Origin of the sequence: Pseudomonas ficuserectae (assembly GCF_024584585.1) — a bacterium.
In the GTDB taxonomy this organism is placed as follows: domain Bacteria; phylum Pseudomonadota; class Gammaproteobacteria; order Pseudomonadales; family Pseudomonadaceae; genus Aquipseudomonas; species Aquipseudomonas amygdali.
Genome location: NZ_CP085684.1, coordinates 695,406 through 716,024 on the forward strand (window position 1 = coordinate 695,406; position 20,619 = coordinate 716,024).

The 20,619-nt window shown below is 54.3% G+C and carries 13 protein-coding genes, 6 tRNA genes and 3 rRNA genes; 21 read left to right on the forward strand and 1 reads right to left on the reverse strand.

Annotated features, from left to right (window positions below):
- Window positions 1-144: 144 nt before the first annotated feature.
- Window positions 145-1,065, reverse strand: coding sequence for a LysR family transcriptional regulator (locus LJU29_RS03065; RefSeq protein ID WP_257111627.1), 921 nt, complete (start codon window positions 1,063-1,065; stop codon window positions 145-147).
- Between the two features lie 112 nt (window positions 1,066-1,177).
- On the opposite strand from LJU29_RS03065, the gene aptA reads away from it, so the two are divergent.
- The 21 genes from aptA (at window position 1,178) to rpoB (ending at window position 20,559) form a co-directional block, all read left to right on the forward strand.
- On the forward strand, window positions 1,178-2,524 hold the full coding sequence (aptA, locus tag LJU29_RS03070) for an omega-aminotransferase AptA (RefSeq protein WP_257111628.1): 1,347 nt from the start codon (window positions 1,178-1,180) through the stop codon (window positions 2,522-2,524).
- Window positions 2,525-2,628: 104 nt separating this feature from the next.
- Window positions 2,629-4,122, forward strand: coding sequence for a CoA-acylating methylmalonate-semialdehyde dehydrogenase (locus LJU29_RS03075; protein WP_257111629.1), 1,494 nt, complete (start codon window positions 2,629-2,631; stop codon window positions 4,120-4,122).
- Window positions 4,123-4,713: 591 nt separating this feature from the next.
- Window positions 4,714-6,252 (forward strand): 16S ribosomal RNA (locus LJU29_RS03080).
- 123 nt (window positions 6,253-6,375) lie between these two features.
- Window positions 6,376-6,452: transfer RNA gene (locus tag LJU29_RS03085), tRNA-Ile, on the forward strand.
- A 30-nt stretch (window positions 6,453-6,482) separates the two neighbouring features.
- Window positions 6,483-6,558, forward strand: a tRNA-Ala gene (locus tag LJU29_RS03090).
- Between the two features lie 239 nt (window positions 6,559-6,797).
- Window positions 6,798-9,690 (forward strand): 23S ribosomal RNA (locus tag LJU29_RS03095).
- Window positions 9,691-9,850: 160 nt separating this feature from the next.
- A 5S ribosomal RNA gene (rrf, locus tag LJU29_RS03100) occupies window positions 9,851-9,966 on the forward strand.
- The 16S, 23S and 5S rRNA genes sit together here with 2 tRNA genes alongside, the layout of an rRNA operon.
- A gap of 145 nt (window positions 9,967-10,111) precedes the next feature.
- Complete coding sequence (gene birA / locus LJU29_RS03105; RefSeq protein ID WP_257111630.1) at window positions 10,112-11,071, forward strand: bifunctional biotin--[acetyl-CoA-carboxylase] ligase/biotin operon repressor BirA; 960 nt, start codon at window positions 10,112-10,114, stop codon at window positions 11,069-11,071.
- The gene (locus LJU29_RS03110) at window positions 11,061-11,810 is read left to right on the forward strand and encodes a pantothenate kinase (RefSeq protein ID WP_257111631.1); all 750 of its coding nucleotides are present in this window, start codon (window positions 11,061-11,063) and stop codon (window positions 11,808-11,810) included. The genes birA and LJU29_RS03110 overlap by 11 nt, the downstream gene beginning before the upstream one ends.
- 7 nt (window positions 11,811-11,817) lie before the next feature.
- Window positions 11,818-12,246 (forward strand): hypothetical protein, encoded by a 429-nt coding sequence (locus tag LJU29_RS03115; RefSeq protein WP_257111632.1) that lies wholly within the window; start codon window positions 11,818-11,820, stop codon window positions 12,244-12,246.
- Window positions 12,247-12,388: 142 nt separating this feature from the next.
- Window positions 12,389-12,473: transfer RNA gene (locus tag LJU29_RS03120), tRNA-Tyr, on the forward strand.
- A 24-nt stretch (window positions 12,474-12,497) separates the two neighbouring features.
- Window positions 12,498-12,571: transfer RNA gene (locus tag LJU29_RS03125), tRNA-Gly, on the forward strand.
- A 26-nt stretch (window positions 12,572-12,597) separates the two neighbouring features.
- Window positions 12,598-12,673 (forward strand) — tRNA-Thr (locus tag LJU29_RS03130).
- A gap of 165 nt (window positions 12,674-12,838) precedes the next feature.
- Window positions 12,839-12,914, forward strand: a tRNA-Trp gene (locus tag LJU29_RS03135).
- Between the two features lie 46 nt (window positions 12,915-12,960).
- The gene (gene secE, locus LJU29_RS03140; protein WP_257111633.1) at window positions 12,961-13,329 is read left to right on the forward strand and encodes a preprotein translocase subunit SecE; all 369 of its coding nucleotides are present in this window, start codon (window positions 12,961-12,963) and stop codon (window positions 13,327-13,329) included.
- Window positions 13,330-13,338: 9 nt separating this feature from the next.
- On the forward strand, window positions 13,339-13,872 hold the full coding sequence (nusG, locus tag LJU29_RS03145) for a transcription termination/antitermination protein NusG (protein WP_002555501.1): 534 nt from the start codon (window positions 13,339-13,341) through the stop codon (window positions 13,870-13,872).
- Window positions 13,873-13,990: 118 nt separating this feature from the next.
- Window positions 13,991-14,422: a 50S ribosomal protein L11 gene (gene rplK / locus LJU29_RS03150; RefSeq protein ID WP_002555500.1), complete on the forward strand. Its 432-nt coding sequence runs from the start codon at window positions 13,991-13,993 to the stop codon at window positions 14,420-14,422.
- Entirely contained in the window at window positions 14,422-15,117 is a 696-nt protein-coding gene (rplA, locus tag LJU29_RS03155; RefSeq protein ID WP_002555499.1) for a 50S ribosomal protein L1, read from the forward strand. Before rplK ends, rplA begins: the two co-directional genes overlap by 1 nt.
- A 201-nt stretch (window positions 15,118-15,318) precedes the next feature.
- On the forward strand, window positions 15,319-15,819 hold the full coding sequence (rplJ, locus tag LJU29_RS03160; RefSeq protein WP_002555498.1) for a 50S ribosomal protein L10: 501 nt from the start codon (window positions 15,319-15,321) through the stop codon (window positions 15,817-15,819).
- 79 nt (window positions 15,820-15,898) lie between these two features.
- On the forward strand, window positions 15,899-16,264 hold the full coding sequence (gene rplL, locus LJU29_RS03165; protein ID WP_002555497.1) for a 50S ribosomal protein L7/L12: 366 nt from the start codon (window positions 15,899-15,901) through the stop codon (window positions 16,262-16,264).
- A 221-nt stretch (window positions 16,265-16,485) separates the two neighbouring features.
- Complete coding sequence (gene rpoB, locus LJU29_RS03170) at window positions 16,486-20,559, forward strand: DNA-directed RNA polymerase subunit beta (RefSeq protein ID WP_257111634.1); 4,074 nt, start codon at window positions 16,486-16,488, stop codon at window positions 20,557-20,559.
- Window positions 20,560-20,619: the final 60 nt, after the last annotated feature.

Genomic DNA, 20,619 nt, shown 5'->3' on the forward strand with positions numbered 1-20,619 from the left:
GTTATCGGGATTACTGCAAAAAACTGTCCAGTTGCTCAGGTTATTTTTATTTGAGTCCAACTATTTCAATAAATATCAGCCTGATAGCGTTTTCGAGCCGCTCTGCAACGTTGGCTGACTGGAAGAGTGTCCTGCAGGAGTGTGTCATCGGGTAGCGGCCAGTGTTTCCAGAAAGCTCTCCAGCACCAAATGAGGGCGTCGGCCTTTTCGGGTAACGGTCACCAGGTTGAGGTCGTAGAACTTTGAGTCCGGTTTCAGCGCGCGCAATCGACCTTCCTGCACCCAGGCGTTGGCGTAATGATCTGGCAGGTAGCCAATGTAGCGTCCAGTCAGAATCAGGAACGCGATGCCCTCGCGGTCCGAAGCACTGGCGGTGCAAGTCAGTGCCTGATAATGCTCCTGAATATCGTTGGGCAGGCGAAAGGTCGGGGCAATGGCTTCCTGCTGGGCGAGGCGTTCATCATCCAGCGTTGAGTTGTCCGCGTAGAAGAGTGGATGTCCCACTGCGCAATAAAGCAGCGAACGCTCACTGTACAACGGGTGATATTCAAGGCCGGGCAGGGCGCTGGCCTGTGGCACGACACCGACATGCAGGCCGCCGTCCAATACGCCTCGCTCGACTTCGGCGGGAGCAATCATGCGGATATTGATGTGCACGCCCGGGCCACGCTCTTTCAGGCGGGCCAGTGCATGGGTGATGCGCATGTGGGGAAGGGTGACCAGGTTGTCGGTCAGGCCGATGTTCAACTCGCCGCGCAGGTTCTGATGCAGGCCGTTGACCTCAGTCCTGAAACTTTCCAGAGCGCTGAGCAGTTGCAACGACGATTGATAAACCTCACGTCCTTCGTCGGTCAGTGAAAAACCGGCCCGCCCTCGCTGGCAAAGCCGCAAGCCGAGACGCTGTTCCAGATCGCTCATTTGCTGGCTGATCGCCGACCGGCCAATGCCGAGCACGCTTTCGGCCGCGGAAAAACCACCTGCCTCAACGACACTTTTGAAAATGCGCAGCAAGCGGATATCAAAATCGCTCACCTGCGACAGTGGGTCGGGCCGACGGATACTCATTGTTTAGTCCTTACCAAACCAAAGATCATGAAAATCGGGTTTTATGAACTTTAGCCGCGTGACACCTTGGCTGCAATGACCGTTCGTTTAGCGCCTGCGAGGCTTGCCCCCCATGAATATGTTCGAAGCGTCTGATGTGTCTGTAGCCAGTCAGTTGAAGCTTGATGCCCACTGGATGCCTTACACGGCGAATCGAAATTTCCAGCGTGACCCGCGCATGGTCGTGGCTGCGCACGGCAGCTATCTGACAGACGACAAGGGCCGCAAGATCTACGATGGGCTTTCCGGGCTATGGACATGCGGGGCCGGGCACACCCGCAAGGAAATTCAGGAAGCCGTTTCCCGGCAACTGGGCATTCTGGATTACTCGCCGGGCTTTCAGTTCGGGCATCCGCTGTCGTTCCAGTTGGCGGAAAAGATTACCGAACTGACGCCGGGCAATCTCAATCACGTCTTTTATACCAACTCCGGTTCCGAATGCGCGGACACGGCAGTGAAGATGGTGCGTGCCTACTGGCGGTTGAAAGGGCAGGCAACCAAGACCAAGATGATCGGGCGCGCGCGTGGCTATCACGGCGTGAACGTGGCGGGCACCAGCCTGGGCGGAGTGAATGGTAACCGCAAGATGTTCGGCCAGTTGATGGATGTCGACCATCTGCCGCACACACTGCTGGCCAGCAACGCCTATTCGAAGGGGATGCCCGAAGCGGGCGGTATTGCGCTGGCCGACGAGATGCTCAAGCTGATCGAGCTGCACGATGCGTCGAACATCGCGGCGGTAATCGTCGAACCCATGGCGGGCTCTGCCGGCGTGATCGTTCCGCCGCAAGGCTATCTCAAGCGTCTGCGCGAGATTTGTGATCAGCACAATATCCTGCTGATATTCGACGAAGTCATTACCGGCTTCGGCCGTACAGGCTCGATGTTTGGCGCGGACAGTTTCGGTGTCACGCCTGACCTGATGTGTATCGCCAAGCAGATCACCAATGGCGCGATCCCCATGGGCGCAGTGATCGCCAGCAGCGAGATCTATCAGACCTTCATGAATCAGCCAACGCCGGAATACGCCGTCGAATTCCCCCACGGCTATACCTATTCGGCACATCCGGTGGCCTGCGCGGCCGGGCTCGCGGCGCTGGAGTTGTTGCAGCGTGAAAACCTGGTACAGCAGGCAGCAGGAATCGCTCCGCATTTTGAAAGCGTGCTGCACGGTATCAAAGGCGCGAAAAACGTGGTGGATATCCGCAACTACGGACTGGCAGGCGCCATCCAGATCGCACCTCGTGACGGCGATGCCATCGTGCGGCCTTTCGAGGCAGGCATGAAACTGTGGAAAGCCGGGTTCTATGTGCGTTTTGGCGGTGACACCTTGCAGTTTGGCCCGACCTTCAGCAGTCAGGCGCAGGACCTGGACCGGTTGTTCGATGCCGTCGGCGAAACACTGAACCTGATCGACTGACCACGCTGACAGGCTCTCTTCTTATATAGGTACTTTTATACAGGTGCTTTTGTCGCATGGGCCGCGAAGCCATTCGCGCCCGATGCAATTATCCGGAGTTTTCCATGAGCAGCATTCAACACCTGATCCACGGCGAGTTCATTTCTGAAGATGGCCGCACCGCAGATGTGTTCAATCCATCGACCGGCCAGGTTATCCACACGGTAGCGCTTGCCACTCGGGACACGGTCCAGAAGGCGATCGATTCGGCCAAGGCTGCGTTTCCGGCCTGGCGTAACACACCGCCAGCCAAGCGCGCTCAGGTGATGTTCCGCTTCAAGCAATTGCTGGAGCAGAACGAAGCGCGTATTGCTCAGTTGATCAGTGAAGAACACGGCAAGACCCTGGAAGATGCTGCGGGCGAATTGAAGCGCGGTATTGAAAACGTGGAATACGCCTGTGCCGCGCCGGAAATACTCAAGGGGGAATACAGCCGTAATGTCGGGCCGAACATTGATGCGTGGTCTGATTTCCAGCCGCTAGGTATCGTTGCCGGTATCACTCCGTTCAACTTCCCGGCCATGGTGCCGCTGTGGATGTACCCGCTGGCCATCGCGTGTGGCAATTGCTTCATCCTCAAACCCTCCGAACGCGATCCCAGTTCCACGCTGCTGATAGCCGAGCTGCTGCACGAGGCCGGGCTGCCGAAGGGTGTGCTGAATGTGGTTCATGGTGACAAGGTTGCCGTCGATGCACTGATCGAAGCGCCTGAGGTCAAGGCGCTGAGCTTTGTCGGTTCGACCCCGATTGCCGAGTACATCTACAAAGAGGGCGCAGCGCGTGGCAAGCGGGTTCAGGCTCTCGGTGGCGCCAAGAACCATGCGGTACTGATGCCGGATGCCGACCTGGACAACGCAGTGAGTGCCTTGATGGGCGCTGCCTATGGATCTTGCGGTGAGCGTTGCATGGCTATTTCGGTTGCGGTATGCGTCGGGGATCAGATCGCCGATGCGTTGGTGGCCAAACTGGTTCCGCAAATTCAGGGCCTGAAAATCGGCGCAGGTACGACTTGCGGTCTGGATATGGGGCCACTGGTCACCGGGCAGCATCGCGACAAGGTCGGCGGCTATATAGAGGACGGTGTGCAGTCGGGCGCTACTCTGGTGGTAGACGGTCGCAATCTCCAGGTTGCCGGGCACGAACAGGGCTTCTTCATGGGCGGCTGTCTGTTCGATCGCGTAACTCCAGAAATGCGCATCTATAAAGAAGAGATCTTCGGGCCGGTGCTGTGCATCGTGCGCGTGGACAGCCTTGAACAGGCCATGCAACTGATCAACGACCATGAATACGGCAACGGTACCTGCATCTTTACCCGTGATGGCGAAGCTGCGCGGTTGTTTTGCGATGAGATTGGAGTAGGAATGGTCGGGGTCAACGTTCCGCTGCCGGTACCGGTTGCCTATCACAGCTTTGGTGGCTGGAAGCGTTCCCTGTTCGGCGACTTGCATGCGTACGGTCCCGATGGTGTGCGCTTCTATACGCGTCGCAAGGCGATTACGCAGCGCTGGCCGCAACGTGCGAGCCATGAAGCGTCGCAATTCGCATTTCCCAGCTTGTAAATTCCCGTAGCGGGAGATCGTCTTTAAAGAGGATCTCCCGTGGTTGTTGGGGCACAGCAGTTGAATTGCAGATTTTTGAAATTAACGGTTGACGCCCTCTGTGATCTGTCTATAATTCGCCCCACTTCCGGCGCAGACGGAAACAAAAAAGCCTTGTAGATCAATAGTTTACAAGGGTTTAGAGTGAGGAGTCAGCGAGGAAGGAGGTCGAGTCTGCAGTGATCGACAGCGGTGAGAAAAAAGAGTTTGACACGCGGTTGTAACGCTGTAGAATTCGCCTCCCGCTGATGAGCAACTGAAGAGTTGATCGAAGCGCAAGTGGTTGAAGTTGCAAAGGAAACTTTGAAAACTTCTTAAAATAACCGCTTGACAGATACAGGAGACGCTGTAGAATGCGCGCCTCGGTTGAGACGAAAGCTCTTAACCATCCGCTCTTTAACAACTGAATCAAGCAATTCGTGTGGGTGCTTGTGGTGTCAGACTGAAGTCAACAGATTATCAGCAACCCAAGTTACTCCGCGAGAAATCAAAGATGTAACCAACGATTGTTGAGCCAAGTTTAGGGTTTTCTCAAAACCCAGTTAGATGTTTGAACTGAAGAGTTTGATCATGGCTCAGATTGAACGCTGGCGGCAGGCCTAACACATGCAAGTCGAGCGGCAGCACGGGTACTTGTACCTGGTGGCGAGCGGCGGACGGGTGAGTAATGCCTAGGAATCTGCCTGGTAGTGGGGGATAACGCTCGGAAACGGACGCTAATACCGCATACGTCCTACGGGAGAAAGCAGGGGACCTTCGGGCCTTGCGCTATCAGATGAGCCTAGGTCGGATTAGCTAGTTGGTGAGGTAATGGCTCACCAAGGCGACGATCCGTAACTGGTCTGAGAGGATGATCAGTCACACTGGAACTGAGACACGGTCCAGACTCCTACGGGAGGCAGCAGTGGGGAATATTGGACAATGGGCGAAAGCCTGATCCAGCCATGCCGCGTGTGTGAAGAAGGTCTTCGGATTGTAAAGCACTTTAAGTTGGGAGGAAGGGCAGTTACCTAATACGTGATTGTTTTGACGTTACCGACAGAATAAGCACCGGCTAACTCTGTGCCAGCAGCCGCGGTAATACAGAGGGTGCAAGCGTTAATCGGAATTACTGGGCGTAAAGCGCGCGTAGGTGGTTTGTTAAGTTGAATGTGAAATCCCCGGGCTCAACCTGGGAACTGCATCCAAAACTGGCAAGCTAGAGTATGGTAGAGGGTGGTGGAATTTCCTGTGTAGCGGTGAAATGCGTAGATATAGGAAGGAACACCAGTGGCGAAGGCGACCACCTGGACTGATACTGACACTGAGGTGCGAAAGCGTGGGGAGCAAACAGGATTAGATACCCTGGTAGTCCACGCCGTAAACGATGTCAACTAGCCGTTGGGAGCCTTGAGCTCTTAGTGGCGCAGCTAACGCATTAAGTTGACCGCCTGGGGAGTACGGCCGCAAGGTTAAAACTCAAATGAATTGACGGGGGCCCGCACAAGCGGTGGAGCATGTGGTTTAATTCGAAGCAACGCGAAGAACCTTACCAGGCCTTGACATCCAATGAACTTTCCAGAGATGGATTGGTGCCTTCGGGAGCATTGAGACAGGTGCTGCATGGCTGTCGTCAGCTCGTGTCGTGAGATGTTGGGTTAAGTCCCGTAACGAGCGCAACCCTTGTCCTTAGTTACCAGCACGTTATGGTGGGCACTCTAAGGAGACTGCCGGTGACAAACCGGAGGAAGGTGGGGATGACGTCAAGTCATCATGGCCCTTACGGCCTGGGCTACACACGTGCTACAATGGTCGGTACAGAGGGTTGCCAAGCCGCGAGGTGGAGCTAATCTCACAAAACCGATCGTAGTCCGGATCGCAGTCTGCAACTCGACTGCGTGAAGTCGGAATCGCTAGTAATCGCGAATCAGAATGTCGCGGTGAATACGTTCCCGGGCCTTGTACACACCGCCCGTCACACCATGGGAGTGGGTTGCACCAGAAGTAGCTAGTCTAACCTTCGGGAGGACGGTTACCACGGTGTGATTCATGACTGGGGTGAAGTCGTAACAAGGTAGCCGTAGGGGAACCTGCGGCTGGATCACCTCCTTAATCGACGACTCAGCTGCGCCATAAGCACCCACACGAATTGCTTGATTCATTGAAGAAGACGATTAGAAGCAGCTTTAAGCTCCAAGCTGATAGCTCAACGCTAGCGGCTACAAGCTCGAAATTGGGTCTGTAGCTCAGTTGGTTAGAGCGCACCCCTGATAAGGGTGAGGTCGGCAGTTCGAATCTGCCCAGACCCACCAATTTTGTGTGGGAAACGGCTGTAGAAATACGGGGCCATAGCTCAGCTGGGAGAGCGCCTGCCTTGCACGCAGGAGGTCAGCGGTTCGATCCCGCTTGGCTCCACCACTTACTGCTTCTGTTTGAAAGCCTAGAAATGAGCATTCCATTGATCCTGATGATCAATGAGTGAATGTTGATTTCTAGTCTTTGATTAGATCGTTCTTTAAAAATTTGGGTATGTGATAGAAAGAAATAGACCGGGCACCTCTTTCACTGGTGCGTGTCCGGGCTAAGGTAAAGTTTGTGAATGCAAACTTTCGGCGAATGTCGTCTTCACAGTATAACCAGATTGCTTGGGGTTATATGGTCAAGTGAAGAAGCGCATACGGTGGATGCCTTGGCAGTCAGAGGCGATGAAAGACGTGGTAGCCTGCGAAAAGCTTCGGGGAGTCGGCAAACAGACTGTGATCCGGAGATGTCTGAATGGGGGAACCCAGCCATCATAAGGTGGTTATCTTGTACTGAATACATAGGTGCAAGAAGCGAACCAGGGGAACTGAAACATCTAAGTACCCTGAGGAAAAGAAATCAACCGAGATTCCCTTAGTAGTGGCGAGCGAACGGGGACCAGCCCTTAAGTTGTATTGAGATTAGCGGAACGTTCTGGAAAGGACGGCCATAGTGGGTGATAGCCCTGTACGCGAAAATCCCTTTGCAATGAAATCGAGTAGGACGGGGCACGAGAAACCTTGTCTGAATATGGGGGGACCATCCTCCAAGGCTAAATACTACTGACTGACCGATAGTGAACCAGTACCGTGAGGGAAAGGCGAAAAGAACCGCGGAGAGCGGAGTGAAATAGATCCTGAAACCGTATGCGTACAAGCAGTGGGAGCCCACTTTGTTGGGTGACTGCGTACCTTTTGTATAATGGGTCAGCGACTTATTTTCAGTGGCGAGCTTAACCGAATAGGGGAGGCGTAGCGAAAGCGAGTCTTAATAGGGCGTCTAGTCGCTGGGAATAGACCCGAAACCGGGCGATCTATCCATGGGCAGGTTGAAGGTTGGGTAACACTAACTGGAGGACCGAACCGACTACCGTTGAAAAGTTAGCGGATGACCTGTGGATCGGAGTGAAAGGCTAATCAAGCTCGGAGATAGCTGGTTCTCCTCGAAAGCTATTTAGGTAGCGCCTCATGTATCACTGTAGGGGGTAGAGCACTGTTTCGGCTAGGGGGTCATCCCGACTTACCAAACCGATGCAAACTCCGAATACCTACAAGTGCCGAGCATGGGAGACACACGGCGGGTGCTAACGTCCGTCGTGAAAAGGGAAACAACCCAGACCGTCAGCTAAGGTCCCAAAGTCATGGTTAAGTGGGAAACGATGTGGGAAGGCTTAGACAGCTAGGAGGTTGGCTTAGAAGCAGCCACCCTTTAAAGAAAGCGTAATAGCTCACTAGTCGAGTCGGCCTGCGCGGAAGATGTAACGGGGCTCAAACCATGCACCGAAGCTACGGGTATCATCTTATGATGATGCGGTAGAGGAGCGTTCTGTAAGCCTGTGAAGGTGAGTTGAGAAGCTTGCTGGAGGTATCAGAAGTGCGAATGCTGACATGAGTAACGACAATGGGTGTGAAAAACACCCACGCCGAAAGACCAAGGTTTCCTGCGCAACGTTAATCGACGCAGGGTTAGTCGGTCCCTAAGGCGAGGCTGAAAAGCGTAGTCGATGGAAAACAGGTTAATATTCCTGTACTTCTGGTTATTGCGATGGAGGGACGGAGAAGGCTAGGCCAGCCTGGCGTTGGTTGTCCAGGTTTAAGGTGGTAGGCTGAGATCTTAGGTAAATCCGGGATCTCAAGGCCGAGAGCTGATGACGAGTGTTCTTTAGAACGCGAAGTGGTTGATGCCATGCTTCCAAGAAAAGCTTCTAAGCTTCAGGTAACCAGGAACCGTACCCCAAACCGACACAGGTGGTTGGGTAGAGAATACCAAGGCGCTTGAGAGAACTCGGGTGAAGGAACTAGGCAAAATGGCACCGTAACTTCGGGAGAAGGTGCGCCGGTGAGGGTGAAGCATTTACTGCGTAAGCCCACGCCGGTCGAAGATACCAGGCCGCTGCGACTGTTTATTAAAAACACAGCACTCTGCAAACACGAAAGTGGACGTATAGGGTGTGACGCCTGCCCGGTGCCGGAAGGTTAATTGATGGGGTTAGCGCAAGCGAAGCTCTTGATCGAAGCCCCGGTAAACGGCGGCCGTAACTATAACGGTCCTAAGGTAGCGAAATTCCTTGTCGGGTAAGTTCCGACCTGCACGAATGGCGTAACGATGGCGGCGCTGTCTCCACCCGAGACTCAGTGAAATTGAAATCGCTGTGAAGATGCAGTGTATCCGCGGCTAGACGGAAAGACCCCGTGAACCTTTACTATAGCTTTGCACTGGACTTTGAATTTGCTTGTGTAGGATAGGTGGGAGGCTTTGAAGCGTGGACGCCAGTCTGCGTGGAGCCAACCTTGAAATACCACCCTGGCAACTTTGAGGTTCTAACTCAGGTCCGTTATCCGGATCGAGGACAGTGTATGGTGGGTAGTTTGACTGGGGCGGTCTCCTCCTAAAGAGTAACGGAGGAGTACGAAGGTGCGCTCAGACCGGTCGGAAATCGGTCGTAGAGTATAAAGGCAAAAGCGCGCTTGACTGCGAGACAGACACGTCGAGCAGGTACGAAAGTAGGTCTTAGTGATCCGGTGGTTCTGTATGGAAGGGCCATCGCTCAACGGATAAAAGGTACTCCGGGGATAACAGGCTGATACCGCCCAAGAGTTCATATCGACGGCGGTGTTTGGCACCTCGATGTCGGCTCATCACATCCTGGGGCTGAAGCCGGTCCCAAGGGTATGGCTGTTCGCCATTTAAAGTGGTACGCGAGCTGGGTTTAGAACGTCGTGAGACAGTTCGGTCCCTATCTGCCGTGGACGTTTGAGATTTGAGAGGGGCTGCTCCTAGTACGAGAGGACCGGAGTGGACGAACCTCTGGTGTTCCGGTTGTCACGCCAGTGGCATTGCCGGGTAGCTATGTTCGGAAAAGATAACCGCTGAAAGCATCTAAGCGGGAAACTTGCCTCAAGATGAGATCTCACTGGAACCTTGAGTTCCCTGAAGGGCCGTCGAAGACTACGACGTTGATAGGTTGGGTGTGTAAGCGCTGTGAGGCGTTGAGCTAACCAATACTAATTGCCCGTGAGGCTTGACCATATAACACCCAAGCAATTTGAATGGACTTCCTGACAGGAGCATCAGATTGCGGTGACTGTGAAGATGACACGAACCGAAAGTTTGCGTCACAACCGCACCGAGCTATCACATACCCGATTTGCTGAAGCGCGCCGCAAGGCACGATTCGGTACCCGAATTTCTTGACGACCATAGAACATTGGAACCACCTGATCCCATCCCGAACTCAGTAGTGAAACGATGTATCGCCAATGGTAGTGTGGGGTTTCCCCATGTGAGAGTAGGTCATCGTCAAGATTAAATTCCAGAAACCCTCATCGCTTACGCGTTGAGGGTTTTTGTTTTTCTGCTGCACAAAAACTGCCATGAAAATACGTTTTCGTTTCTATGCAGCATGCCTCTGCGTGGCTATTATGCGTGCCTCATTGCCGGGCGACTCCAAATGCTGACCTTGTTAAAGCTTCTTGCCGATGGTGCATTTCATTCTGGACAGGTATTTGGCAATGCCCTCGGCATAAGCCGCAGTGCGGTCTGGAAGCAGCTTCAGCAGCTTGAAGCTGACCTGGGCATAGAGGTGCATAAAGTGCGCGGACGGGGTTATCGACTGGCAACGCCTATTTCGCTTTTAAGCCCCGCTGGCATAGCTCAGTGCGGATTCCCCGCCAGCTGGTCTGTACGCACTTACGACACTATCGACTCAACCAATGCAGAGGCCACGCGTCTTATTGCTCACGGGGCTCCCATGCCTTTACTGGTAGTGGCCGAGCAGCAAACCTCGGGAAGGGGGAGGCGGGGTCGAAAGTGGGTAAGTCCATTTGCCGAGAACCTCTATTACAGTCTGGTCCTGCGCATTGATGGTGGAATGCGTCAGCTGGAAGGTCTCAGCCTTTTGGTCGGATTGGCTGTGATGAACGTACTGCGCGACATTGGGGTTCAAGGCGCGGGCCTGAAATGGCCTAATGATGTGCTGGTCGGAAGACAGAAGATTGCTGGCATTTTGCTCGAGCTTGTTGGGGATCCGGCAGACGTTTGTCATGTGATCATCGGAATAGGGCTGAACGTGAACATGCGGTCATCCAGCGAAGTGGATCAGCTATGGACGTCGATTCGACTCGAAACGGGCAGCCTTGCTGATCGGAATCGGATTGCAGCCCTTATAAGCAGTCAGCTTGAGTCTCTTCTGGCAGTTCATCGCAAAGAAGGCTTCGTGGCTTTTCAGGATGAGTGGGAGCGCGGACATTTGTGGCAGGGAGCTGCTGTCAGATTGCTTTCAGGCGCTGAGGCAGTTGAAGGGGTAGTGTTGGGGGTCGACTCGCTTGGAGCGTTGCGTTTGGAAGTGAATGGGGTAGAAAAGAGCTTTAGTGGTGGCGAGCTCAGCCTGAGGTTGCGAGATGATTCTTGAGCTCGACTGTGGCAACAGCTTCATCAAGTGGCGGATAACGGCGAAGAACGATGCGGCAGTGATTAGCGGCGGCGTTGTGGACTCCGATGCTGCCTTGCTGATGCACTTGAGTAATCTGCCTGACACATCATTCACTGACTGCCGTCTGGTGAGTGTGCGTAGTGCCGAAGAAACGGCGAGGCTTGTCTCTTTGCTGGCTGACACCTTTTCCGTTGCGCCTGTCTGCGCGGAACCTGCTCAAGAGCTTGCTGGCGTGATAAATGGCTATGATGACTTCGCGCGTCTGGGGCTGGACCGCTGGCTGGCTTTCGTAGGTGCTTACCATCTCGCCAGAAGCGCGAGCCTGGTGATTGATCTGGGAACTGCTGTGACGTCTGATTTTGTCGACGCCGGTGGTGCGCATCTCGGTGGCTTTATCTGTCCTGGAATGCCCTTGATGCGCAATCAGTTGCGTACCCATACCCGTCGCATCAGATATGACGACACAGAGGCTGAAAAAGCCCTAGCCCGACTTGTTCCAGGGCGTGCAACTGCAAAGGCTGTAGAGCGCGGCTGCTCGTTGATGCTTCGTGGGTTTGCATTGACTCAGATTGAGATAGCACAGGGGTACTGGGGCAACGATTTTGCTATTTTTGTGACTGGCGGGGATGCTGCGCTGGTTGCGGATGTACTGCCGGGGGCTCGTATTGTTCCTGATCTGGTCTTCGTGGGTCTGGCTCTGGCTTGCCCTTTGCGTTGAGGTCTCTATGCGTTGGTTATTTCTTCTGCTGTTGATGCTTAATGCCTTTTATTACCTCTGGCATCAGCAGGAGGTTCCGCTCAGGGCTAAAGAGGTCATGCCATTGTCGTTGCATCGCGCTCCCCAGCAGGATATTCGCCTGCTTAGTGAGTCGGATGCGGGGCGCATGTCGCATGATGCCGACACGAAGTGCCTGTATGTCGGTGGCTTTGCGAGGCAAGAGGATGCTCGCCTGGTGGAGCAGCGCTTGAACAGTCTGGATATCCAGTCTCAATTTCAGTCGCTGCAAACGAATGGGGCGACGGCTTACTGGTTAAGGATTGCCCCGGAAAGCCGACGTCTTGTGGAGGCAGGTGTGATCAATCAATTGAGTCAGGATTTCCCACAATTAAAAAATCAAATAATGTCGTGCGAGGGCATTGCAACTGCTGAGTAGTTTACATAGAATGGCGCCCGCTTCGCAGCGAGGTGAAAGTCTCGCGAACGGGGTGGTAGTAGTCAACGCATGTAACCTCAGGTTTTTACTGAGAAAAAGGTTGACAGAAGGGCAGCATGAGTTGAGAATGCTGCCTCGCTTAGGAGGGGTTCCCGAGCGGCCAAAGGGATCAGACTGTAAATCTGACGTCTACGACTTCGAAGGTTCGAATCCTTCCCCCTCCACCAGATTTAGCGCGATCTGCAAATTGCGCGGGTATAGTTTAGTGGTAGAACCTCAGCCTTCCAAGCTGATGATGCGGGTTCGATTCCCGCTACCCGCTCCAGGTTTGTGGTTCATGCATTGTGTTTTGCTCTTGTAGCTCAGTTGGTAGAGCACACCCTTGGTAAGGGTGAGGTCAGCGGTTCAAATCCGCTCAAGAGCTCCATTGCTAAAGGCAGATATGAAAATATCTGCCTTTGTTTTAGGTGGTTGCGCTGTGCGTGATCCGCTTGAAGCTTGTTCGGAGTGCGTCACCTGTAAGGCGCTCCCTGAATAAGGTGTTGAAAAACTCTCGTCAGGTCCGCATAATGGTCGGCCTGATTTTGCTTTTAGGTCAGTAGCTCAATTGGCAGAGCGACGGTCTCCAAAACCGTAGGTTGGGGGTTCGATTCCCTCCTGACCTGCCAGATTTCCTAGATGTAATCTGGCTTTCTTTTCACAGGATCTCCGTAGATGAATCCCAAGGCTGAAGCATCAGACTCTCGCTTTGATATGCTGAAGTGGCTCCTGGTAGTCGTTTTGGTTGTCGTGGGTGTTGTCGGTAATCAGTATTATTCTGCTGAGCCGATCCTGTACCGCGTTCTTGCTCTCCTTGTGATTGCTGCTGCAGCTGCATTTGTCGCGCTGCAGACCGGTAAGGGTAAAGCCTTCTTCGTTTTGGCGAAAGAAGCTCGCGCTGAGATTCGTAAAGTCGTATGGCCTACTCGCCAAGAAATCACTCAAACCACGTTGATCGTTGTGGCAGTTGTGTTGGTTATGGCGTTGCTGTTGTGGGGGCTTGATTCCCTGCTCGGCTGGCTTGTTTCCTTGATAGTTGGCTAAGGGTGTCCCGTGGCTAAGCGTTGGTACGTAGTGCATGCTTACTCGGGTTACGAGAAGCATGTCATGCGCTCGTTGATCGAGCGTGTGAAGCTGGCAGGCATGGAAGATGGCTTCGGCGAAATTCTGGTTCCCACTGAAGAAGTGGTTGAAATGCGTAATGGCCAGAAACGCAAAAGCGAACGCAAGTTCTTCCCAGGTTATGTGCTTGTTCAGATGGATATGAATGAGGGTACTTGGCACTTGGTCAAGGACACCCCGCGTGTCATGGGCTTCATCGGCGGTACCGCTGACAAGCCTGCTCCCATCACTGATAAAGAGGCAGAAGCGATTCTGCGTCGTGTCGCTGACGGTAGCGACAAGCCGAAGCCGAAAACGCTGTTCGAGCCGGGTGAGGTTGTTCGTGTCACCGACGGTCCGTTCGCCGATTTCAATGGCACGGTTGAAGAAGTTAACTACGAAAAGAGCCGGATTCAAGTGGCGGTGCTCATTTTCGGACGCTCTACCCCGGTAGAGCTAGAGTTCAGTCAGGTCGAAAAGGCATAACTGAGCTGGAATCCCATACCCCGCAGCCCAAGGCTGTGGGGTTTTTTCGTCACTGGGATATACGCGTAAGTAACCGGGGAGCCTTTATTGGCGCTTGAACCCGTAATTGGAGTGCCTCATGGCCAAGAAGATAACCGCATACATCAAGCTGCAAGTGAAAGCCGCTCAGGCTAACCCAAGCCCGCCAGTTGGTCCTGCTCTGGGTCAGCACGGTGTGAACATCATGGAATTCTGCAAAGCGTTCAACGCCCGTACTCAGGGTATTGAGCCAGGCTTGCCGACTCCAGTGATCATCACTGTATACAGCGACCGTAGCTTCACTTTCGAAACAAAAAGTACCCCTGCATCGGTTCTGCTGAAGAAAGCTGCAGGCTTGACCAGCGGCTCGGCTCGCCCGAACACCGTTAAAGTTGGCACCGTGACTCGTGCTCAGCTGGAAGATATCGCTAAAGCAAAAAACGCGGATCTGACTGCAGCTGACATGGAGGCGGCCGTGCGTACTATCGCCGGTTCCGCTCGTAGCATGGGCCTTAACGTGGAGGGTGTGTAATGGCTAAGCTGACCAAGCGTCAAAAGGCAATCGCCAGCAAGATCGAAGCTGGTAAGTCTTACAATTTCGTAGACGCCGCAGCCCTGCTGACCGAGCTGTCGACCGTCAAGTTCAGCGAGTCTGTAGACGTTGCTGTTAACCTGGGTGTCGATCCTCGTAAGTCCGACCAGGTTGTTCGTAGCGCTACCGTACTGCCGCACGGCACTGGTAAAACTGTACGCGTTGCAGTGTTCACCCAGGGCCCTGCTGCTGAAGCTGCTCTGGCTGCTGGTGCTGATCGCGTTGGTATGGACGATCTGGCTGCTGAAATGAAAGCGGGCGATCTGAACTATGACGTCGTTATCGCTTCCCCGGACGCAATGCGCGTTGTGGGTCAGTTGGGTCAGGTTCTCGGTCCTCGTGGTCTGATGCCTAACCCGAAAGTCGGCACCGTTACTCCTGACGTGGCTAACGCCGTCAAGAACGCCAAGGCTGGTCAGGTTCGTTATCGCACCGACAAAAACGGCATCATCCACACTTCCGTTGGCAAGGTCGGTTTCGACGCTGTCAAGCTGAAGGAAAACGTTGAAGCCCTGATCGCTGACCTTAAGCGTATCAAGCCTGCTTCTTCGAAAGGTATTTACGTCAAGCGCATCACCCTGAGCACCACTATGGGCCCAGGCCTGGTCATCGACCAGGGTTCGTTGGAAGCGTAAGACAGAAGCGGTGCGGTTTTGACGCCGTACCGTTTGAAAGATTGGGGTCCCTGCCTGGCGGGGGCTATCCAAGACCGTAGGCGACGCAAGTCTTAAACCTCAAGCCTACGCAGATGGTGCTCCCGGTTCCTTACCGAATCAGACACCAAAACGACATCTGACTCCGGTCGGATGAAACGGTAACAAGCAGGAGTTAAACCCGTGGCAATTAAACTCGAAGACAAGAAGGCCATCGTCGCTGAAGTCAACGAGGCTGCCAAAGCTGGTCTGTCCGCTGTCGTGGCTGATGCCCGTGGTGTGACGGTTGGCGCAATGACCGGACTCCGTAAAGAGGCTCGTGAAGCTGGCGTTTACGTACGTGTTGTACGTAACACCCTGCTCAAGCGCGCTGTTGCTGACACTGAATTCAGTGTCCTCAACGACGTGTTCACTGGCCCGACCTTGATCGCGTTCTCCAATGAACATCCTGGCGCTGCTGCCCGTCTGTTCAAGGAATTCGCCAAAGGTCAGGACAAGTTCGAGATCAAGGCAGCTGCGTTCGAGGGCAAGTTCCTCGCAGCTAATCAGATCGATGTACTGGCAAGCCTGCCGACCCGTAACGAAGCAATTTCTCAGCTGATGAGCGTGATTCAAGGCGCTACCAGCAAGTTGGCTCGTACTCTGGCGGCTGTTCGCGACCAAAAAGAAGCAGCTGCAGCCTAAGGCTCAGTCAGATCTTTTCGCGTATTTTTGTTTATTTTGATGGTCGCGTAGGCCGTCCCCCAATTCAGGAAATTGAGTCATGTCCATCTCTCAAGACGATATCCTTAACGCCGTAGCTGAAATGTCCGTTCTGCAGGTTGTAGAGCTGATCAAGGCGTTCGAAGAGAAGTTCGGCGTTACCGCTGCTGCCGGTTCGGCTGGTCCAGCTGTTGCTGCTGCTGTTGTTGAAGAACAAACTGAATTCAACGTCATGCTGCTGGAAGCTGGCGAGAAGAAAGTTAACGTGATCAAGGCAGTACGTGAACTGACCGGTCTGGGCCTGAAAGAAGCCAAGGCAGTCGTTGACGGCGCGCCAGCAATGGTTCTGGAAGCTGTTGCCAAAGACGCAGCTGACAAAGCCAAAGCTACTCTGGAAGAAGCAGGCGCTAAAGTCGAGCTGAAATAAGCATCGACTTTGAGTGTCCAGCCCACGCGATTAGCGAAAGGCTGATGGCTGGTGGCTTTTGCCACCGGCCTTTTTCCGTTATAGACGATTGGCGCTGTCAACGTTTGTAATGTGCGGTATCCACCGATGGCGGTGGCGCAAACCAAGGGGTTTGCAAGATTTTCTGGCTGCTTCCGTCGGGAGGGAGCCAAACAAGCAGGTGACCAAGCTGGGGAACGCTGATGGCTTACTCATATACTGAGAAAAAACGTATCCGCAAGGACTTTAGCAAGTTGCCGGACGTAATGGATGTGCCGTATCTCTTGGCCATCCAGCTGGATTCGTATCGCGAATTCCTGCAGGCGGGAGCGACCAAAGATCAGTTCCGCGACGTCGGTCTGCATGCAGCCTTCAAATCCGTTTTCCCGATCATCAGCTACTCCGGCAATGCTGCGCTGGAGTATGTAGGTTATCGCTTGGGCGAACCGGCATTTGATGTCAAGGAATGCGTGCTGCGCGGTGTGACTTACGCAGTACCTCTGCGGGTCAAGGTCCGTCTGATCATTTTCGACAAAGAATCGTCGAACAAAGCGATCAAGGACATCAAAGAGCAAGAAGTCTACATGGGTGAAATCCCCCTGATGACTGAAAACGGTACCTTTGTAATCAATGGCACCGAGCGCGTTATCGTGTCTCAGCTTCACCGCTCGCCTGGCGTATTCTTCGACCACGACCGTGGCAAGACGCACAGCTCCGGTAAGCTGCTTTACTCCGCTCGTATCATTCCTTACCGCGGTTCGTGGCTGGACTTCGAGTTCGATCCGAAAGACTGCGTATTCGTCCGTATCGACCGTCGTCGCAAGCTGTCTGCGTCCGTACTTCTGCGCGCTCTGGGTTATACCACCGAGCAAGTGCTCGATGCTTTCTACACCACCAACGTATTCCACGTGCGCGGCGAAAACCTGAGCCTGGAACTGGTGCCTCAGCGCCTGCGTGGTGAAATTGCCGTTCTGGATATTCTGGACGACAAGGGCAAGGTCATTGTCGAGCAGGGGCGCCGTATTACTGCTCGTCACATCAACCAGCTGGAAAAAGCCGGGATCAAAGAGCTGGAAGTACCTCTGGACTACGTCCTGGGTCGTACTACTGCCAAGGTCATCGTGCATCCGGCAACCGGTGAGATCATTGCCGAGTGCAACACCGAGCTGAACACTGAAATCCTGGCCAAGATCGCCAAGGCTCAGGTCGTTCGCATCGAAACGTTGTACACCAACGACATCGACTGCGGTCCGTTCGTCTCTGACACGCTGAAGATCGACTCCACCAGCAACCAACTGGAAGCGCTGGTCGAGATCTATCGCATGATGCGTCCTGGCGAGCCGCCAACCAAGGATGCCGCTGAAACACTGTTCAACAACCTGTTCTTCAGTCCTGAGCGTTACGACCTGTCTGCTGTGGGTCGGATGAAGTTCAACCGTCGTATCGGTCGTACTGAAATCGAAGGCTCGGGCGTGCTGTGCAAGGAAGACATCGTAGCGGTCCTCAAGACCCTCGTTGACATCCGTAACGGCAAAGGCATTGTCGATGACATCGACCACCTCGGTAACCGTCGCGTTCGTTGCGTTGGTGAGATGGCCGAGAACCAGTTCCGTGTAGGTCTGGTCCGTGTCGAGCGCGCTGTCAAAGAGCGCCTGTCCATGGCAGAAAGCGAAGGCCTGATGCCTCAGGACCTGATCAACGCCAAGCCTGTTGCGGCGGCGGTCAAGGAATTCTTCGGTTCCAGCCAGCTTTCCCAGTTCATGGACCAGAACAACCCGCTGTCCGAGATCACTCACAAGCGCCGTGTTTCTGCACTCGGCCCTGGCGGTCTGACTCGTGAGCGTGCTGGCTTTGAAGTTCGAGACGTTCACCCGACTCACTACGGCCGTGTTTGCCCGATCGAGACGCCTGAAGGTCCGAACATCGGTCTGATCAACTCCCTGGCGGCTTATGCCCGCACCAACCAGTACGGCTTCCTTGAGAGCCCGTACCGTGTGGTCAAGGAAGGTCTGGTAACCGAAGAAATCGTTTTCCTTTCGGCGATCGAAGAAGCGGACCACGTCATTGCTCAGGCTTCGGCCGCAATGAACGACAAGCAAGAGCTGATCGACGAGCTGGTTGCTGTGCGTCACTTGAACGAATTCACCGTCAAGGCACCAGCCGATGTCACCCTGATGGACGTTTCGCCCAAGCAGGTTGTGTCGGTAGCCGCATCGCTGATCCCGTTCCTCGAGCACGATGACGCCAACCGCGCATTGATGGGTTCGAACATGCAGCGTCAGGCTGTACCGACCCTGCGTGCCGACAAGCCGCTGGTAGGTACTGGCATGGAGCGCAACGTTGCTCGCGATTCCGGCGTTTGCGTCGTGGCTCGTCGTGGCGGCGTGATCGACTCTGTCGACGCCAGCCGTATCGTTGTTCGCGTTGCCGATGACGAAGTAGAAACAGGTGAAGCAGGTGTAGATATCTACAACCTGACCAAATACACCCGTTCGAACCAGAACACCTGCATCAACCAGCGTCCGCTGGTCAGCAAGGGTGACCGTGTTCAGCGTAGCGACATCATGGCCGACGGTCCGTCCACCGATATGGGTGAGCTGGCTCTGGGTCAGAACATGCGCATCGCGTTCATGGCCTGGAACGGTTTCAACTTCGAAGACTCCATCTGCCTCTCCGAGCGTGTAGTTCAAGAAGACCGCTTCACAACGATCCACATTCAGGAACTGACCTGTGTGGCTCGTGACACCAAGCTTGGGCCTGAAGAGATCACCGCCGACATCCCGAACGTGGGTGAAGCGGCTCTGAACAAGCTGGACGAAGCCGGTATTGTTTATGTAGGTGCCGAAGTCGGCGCTGGTGACATCCTGGTGGGCAAGGTCACTCCGAAAGGCGAGACCCAGCTGACTCCGGAAGAAAAACTGTTGCGCGCGATTTTCGGTGAGAAAGCAAGCGACGTTAAAGATACTTCCCTGCGCGTGCCGACCGGCACCAAGGGTACTGTCATTGACGTTCAGGTCTTCACCCGTGATGGCGTCGAGCGTGATGCGCGTGCCCTGTCCATCGAGAAGTCGCAACTCGACGAGATCCGTAAGGATCTGAACGAAGAGTTCCGTATTGTCGAAGGCGCTACTTTCGAACGTCTGCGCTCTGCGCTGGTGGGTCGTGTAGCCGAAGGCGGTGCTGGCCTCAAGAAAGGTCAGGAAATCACCAACGAAGTGCTTGATGGTCTTGAGCATGGTCAGTGGTTCAAACTGCGCATGGCTGAAGATGCTCTGAATGAGCAGCTTGAGAAAGCTCAGGCCTACATCGTTGATCGTCGCCGTCTCCTGGATGACAAGTTCGAAGACAAGAAACGCAAACTGCAGCAAGGCGATGACCTGGCTCCAGGCGTTCTGAAAATCGTCAAGGTCTACCTGGCAATCCGTCGTCGCATCCAGCCGGGCGACAAGATGGCCGGTCGTCACGGTAACAAGGGTGTGGTCTCCGTGATCATGCCGGTTGAAGACATGCCGCACGATGCCAATGGCACGCCGGTGGATATCGTCCTCAACCCGCTGGGCGTACCTTCGCGTATGAACGTTGGTCAGATTCTTGAAACTCACTTGGGCCTCGCGGCCAAAGGTCTGGGCGAGAAGATCAACCGCATGCTTGAAGAGCAGCGTAAAGTTGCTGAGCTGCGTAAGTTCCTCAACGAGATCTATAACGAAATCGGCGGTCGTCAGGAGTCTCTGGAAGACTTCACCGACAACGAGATTCTGGACCTCGCGAAGAACCTGCGTAACGGCGTACCGATGGCTACCCCGGTTTTCGACGGTGCCAAGGAAAGCGAAATCAAGGCAATGCTCAAGCTGGCAGATATGCCGGAAAGCGGCCAGATGCAGCTGTTCGACGGTCGTACCGGCAACAAGTTTGAACGTGCTGTAACGGTTGGCTACATGTACATGCTGAAGCTGAACCACTTGGTGGACGACAAGATGCACGCGCGTTCCACTGGTTCGTACAGCCTGGTTACCCAGCAGCCGCTGGGTGGTAAGGCACAGTTCGGTGGTCAGCGTTTCGGGGAGATGGAAGTGTGGGCGCTGGAAGCATACGGCGCGGCGTACACTCTGCAGGAAATGCTCACAGTGAAGTCGGACGATGTGAACGGTCGTACCAAGATGTACAAAAACATCGTGGACGGCGATCACCGTATGGAGCCGGGCATGCCCGAGTCTTTCAACGTGTTGATCAAAGAAATCCGTTCGCTCGGTATCGATATCGATCTGGAAACCGAATAACACGTGACGCGAATCGGGGGCAGGGCGGTATTGCCTGCTCCCTGCTCCGCCAGGAGGAAA

Coding starts and splice junctions, on each gene's coding strand:
- LJU29_RS03065 (WP_257111627.1), bottom strand. CDS start 1,065: ATGAGTATCCGTCGGCCCGACCCACTGTCGCAGGTGAGCGATTTTGAT.
- aptA (WP_257111628.1), top strand. CDS start 1,178: ATGAATATGTTCGAAGCGTCTGATGTGTCTGTAGCCAGTCAGTTGAAG.
- LJU29_RS03075 (WP_257111629.1), top strand. CDS start 2,629: ATGAGCAGCATTCAACACCTGATCCACGGCGAGTTCATTTCTGAAGAT.
- birA (WP_257111630.1), top strand. CDS start 10,112: ATGCTGACCTTGTTAAAGCTTCTTGCCGATGGTGCATTTCATTCTGGA.
- LJU29_RS03110 (WP_257111631.1), top strand. CDS start 11,061: ATGATTCTTGAGCTCGACTGTGGCAACAGCTTCATCAAGTGGCGGATA.
- LJU29_RS03115 (WP_257111632.1), top strand. CDS start 11,818: ATGCGTTGGTTATTTCTTCTGCTGTTGATGCTTAATGCCTTTTATTAC.
- secE (WP_257111633.1), top strand. CDS start 12,961: ATGAATCCCAAGGCTGAAGCATCAGACTCTCGCTTTGATATGCTGAAG.
- rplK (WP_002555500.1), top strand. CDS start 13,991: ATGGCCAAGAAGATAACCGCATACATCAAGCTGCAAGTGAAAGCCGCT.
- rplA (WP_002555499.1), top strand. CDS start 14,422: ATGGCTAAGCTGACCAAGCGTCAAAAGGCAATCGCCAGCAAGATCGAA.
- rplL (WP_002555497.1), top strand. CDS start 15,899: ATGTCCATCTCTCAAGACGATATCCTTAACGCCGTAGCTGAAATGTCC.
- rpoB (WP_257111634.1), top strand. CDS start 16,486: ATGGCTTACTCATATACTGAGAAAAAACGTATCCGCAAGGACTTTAGC.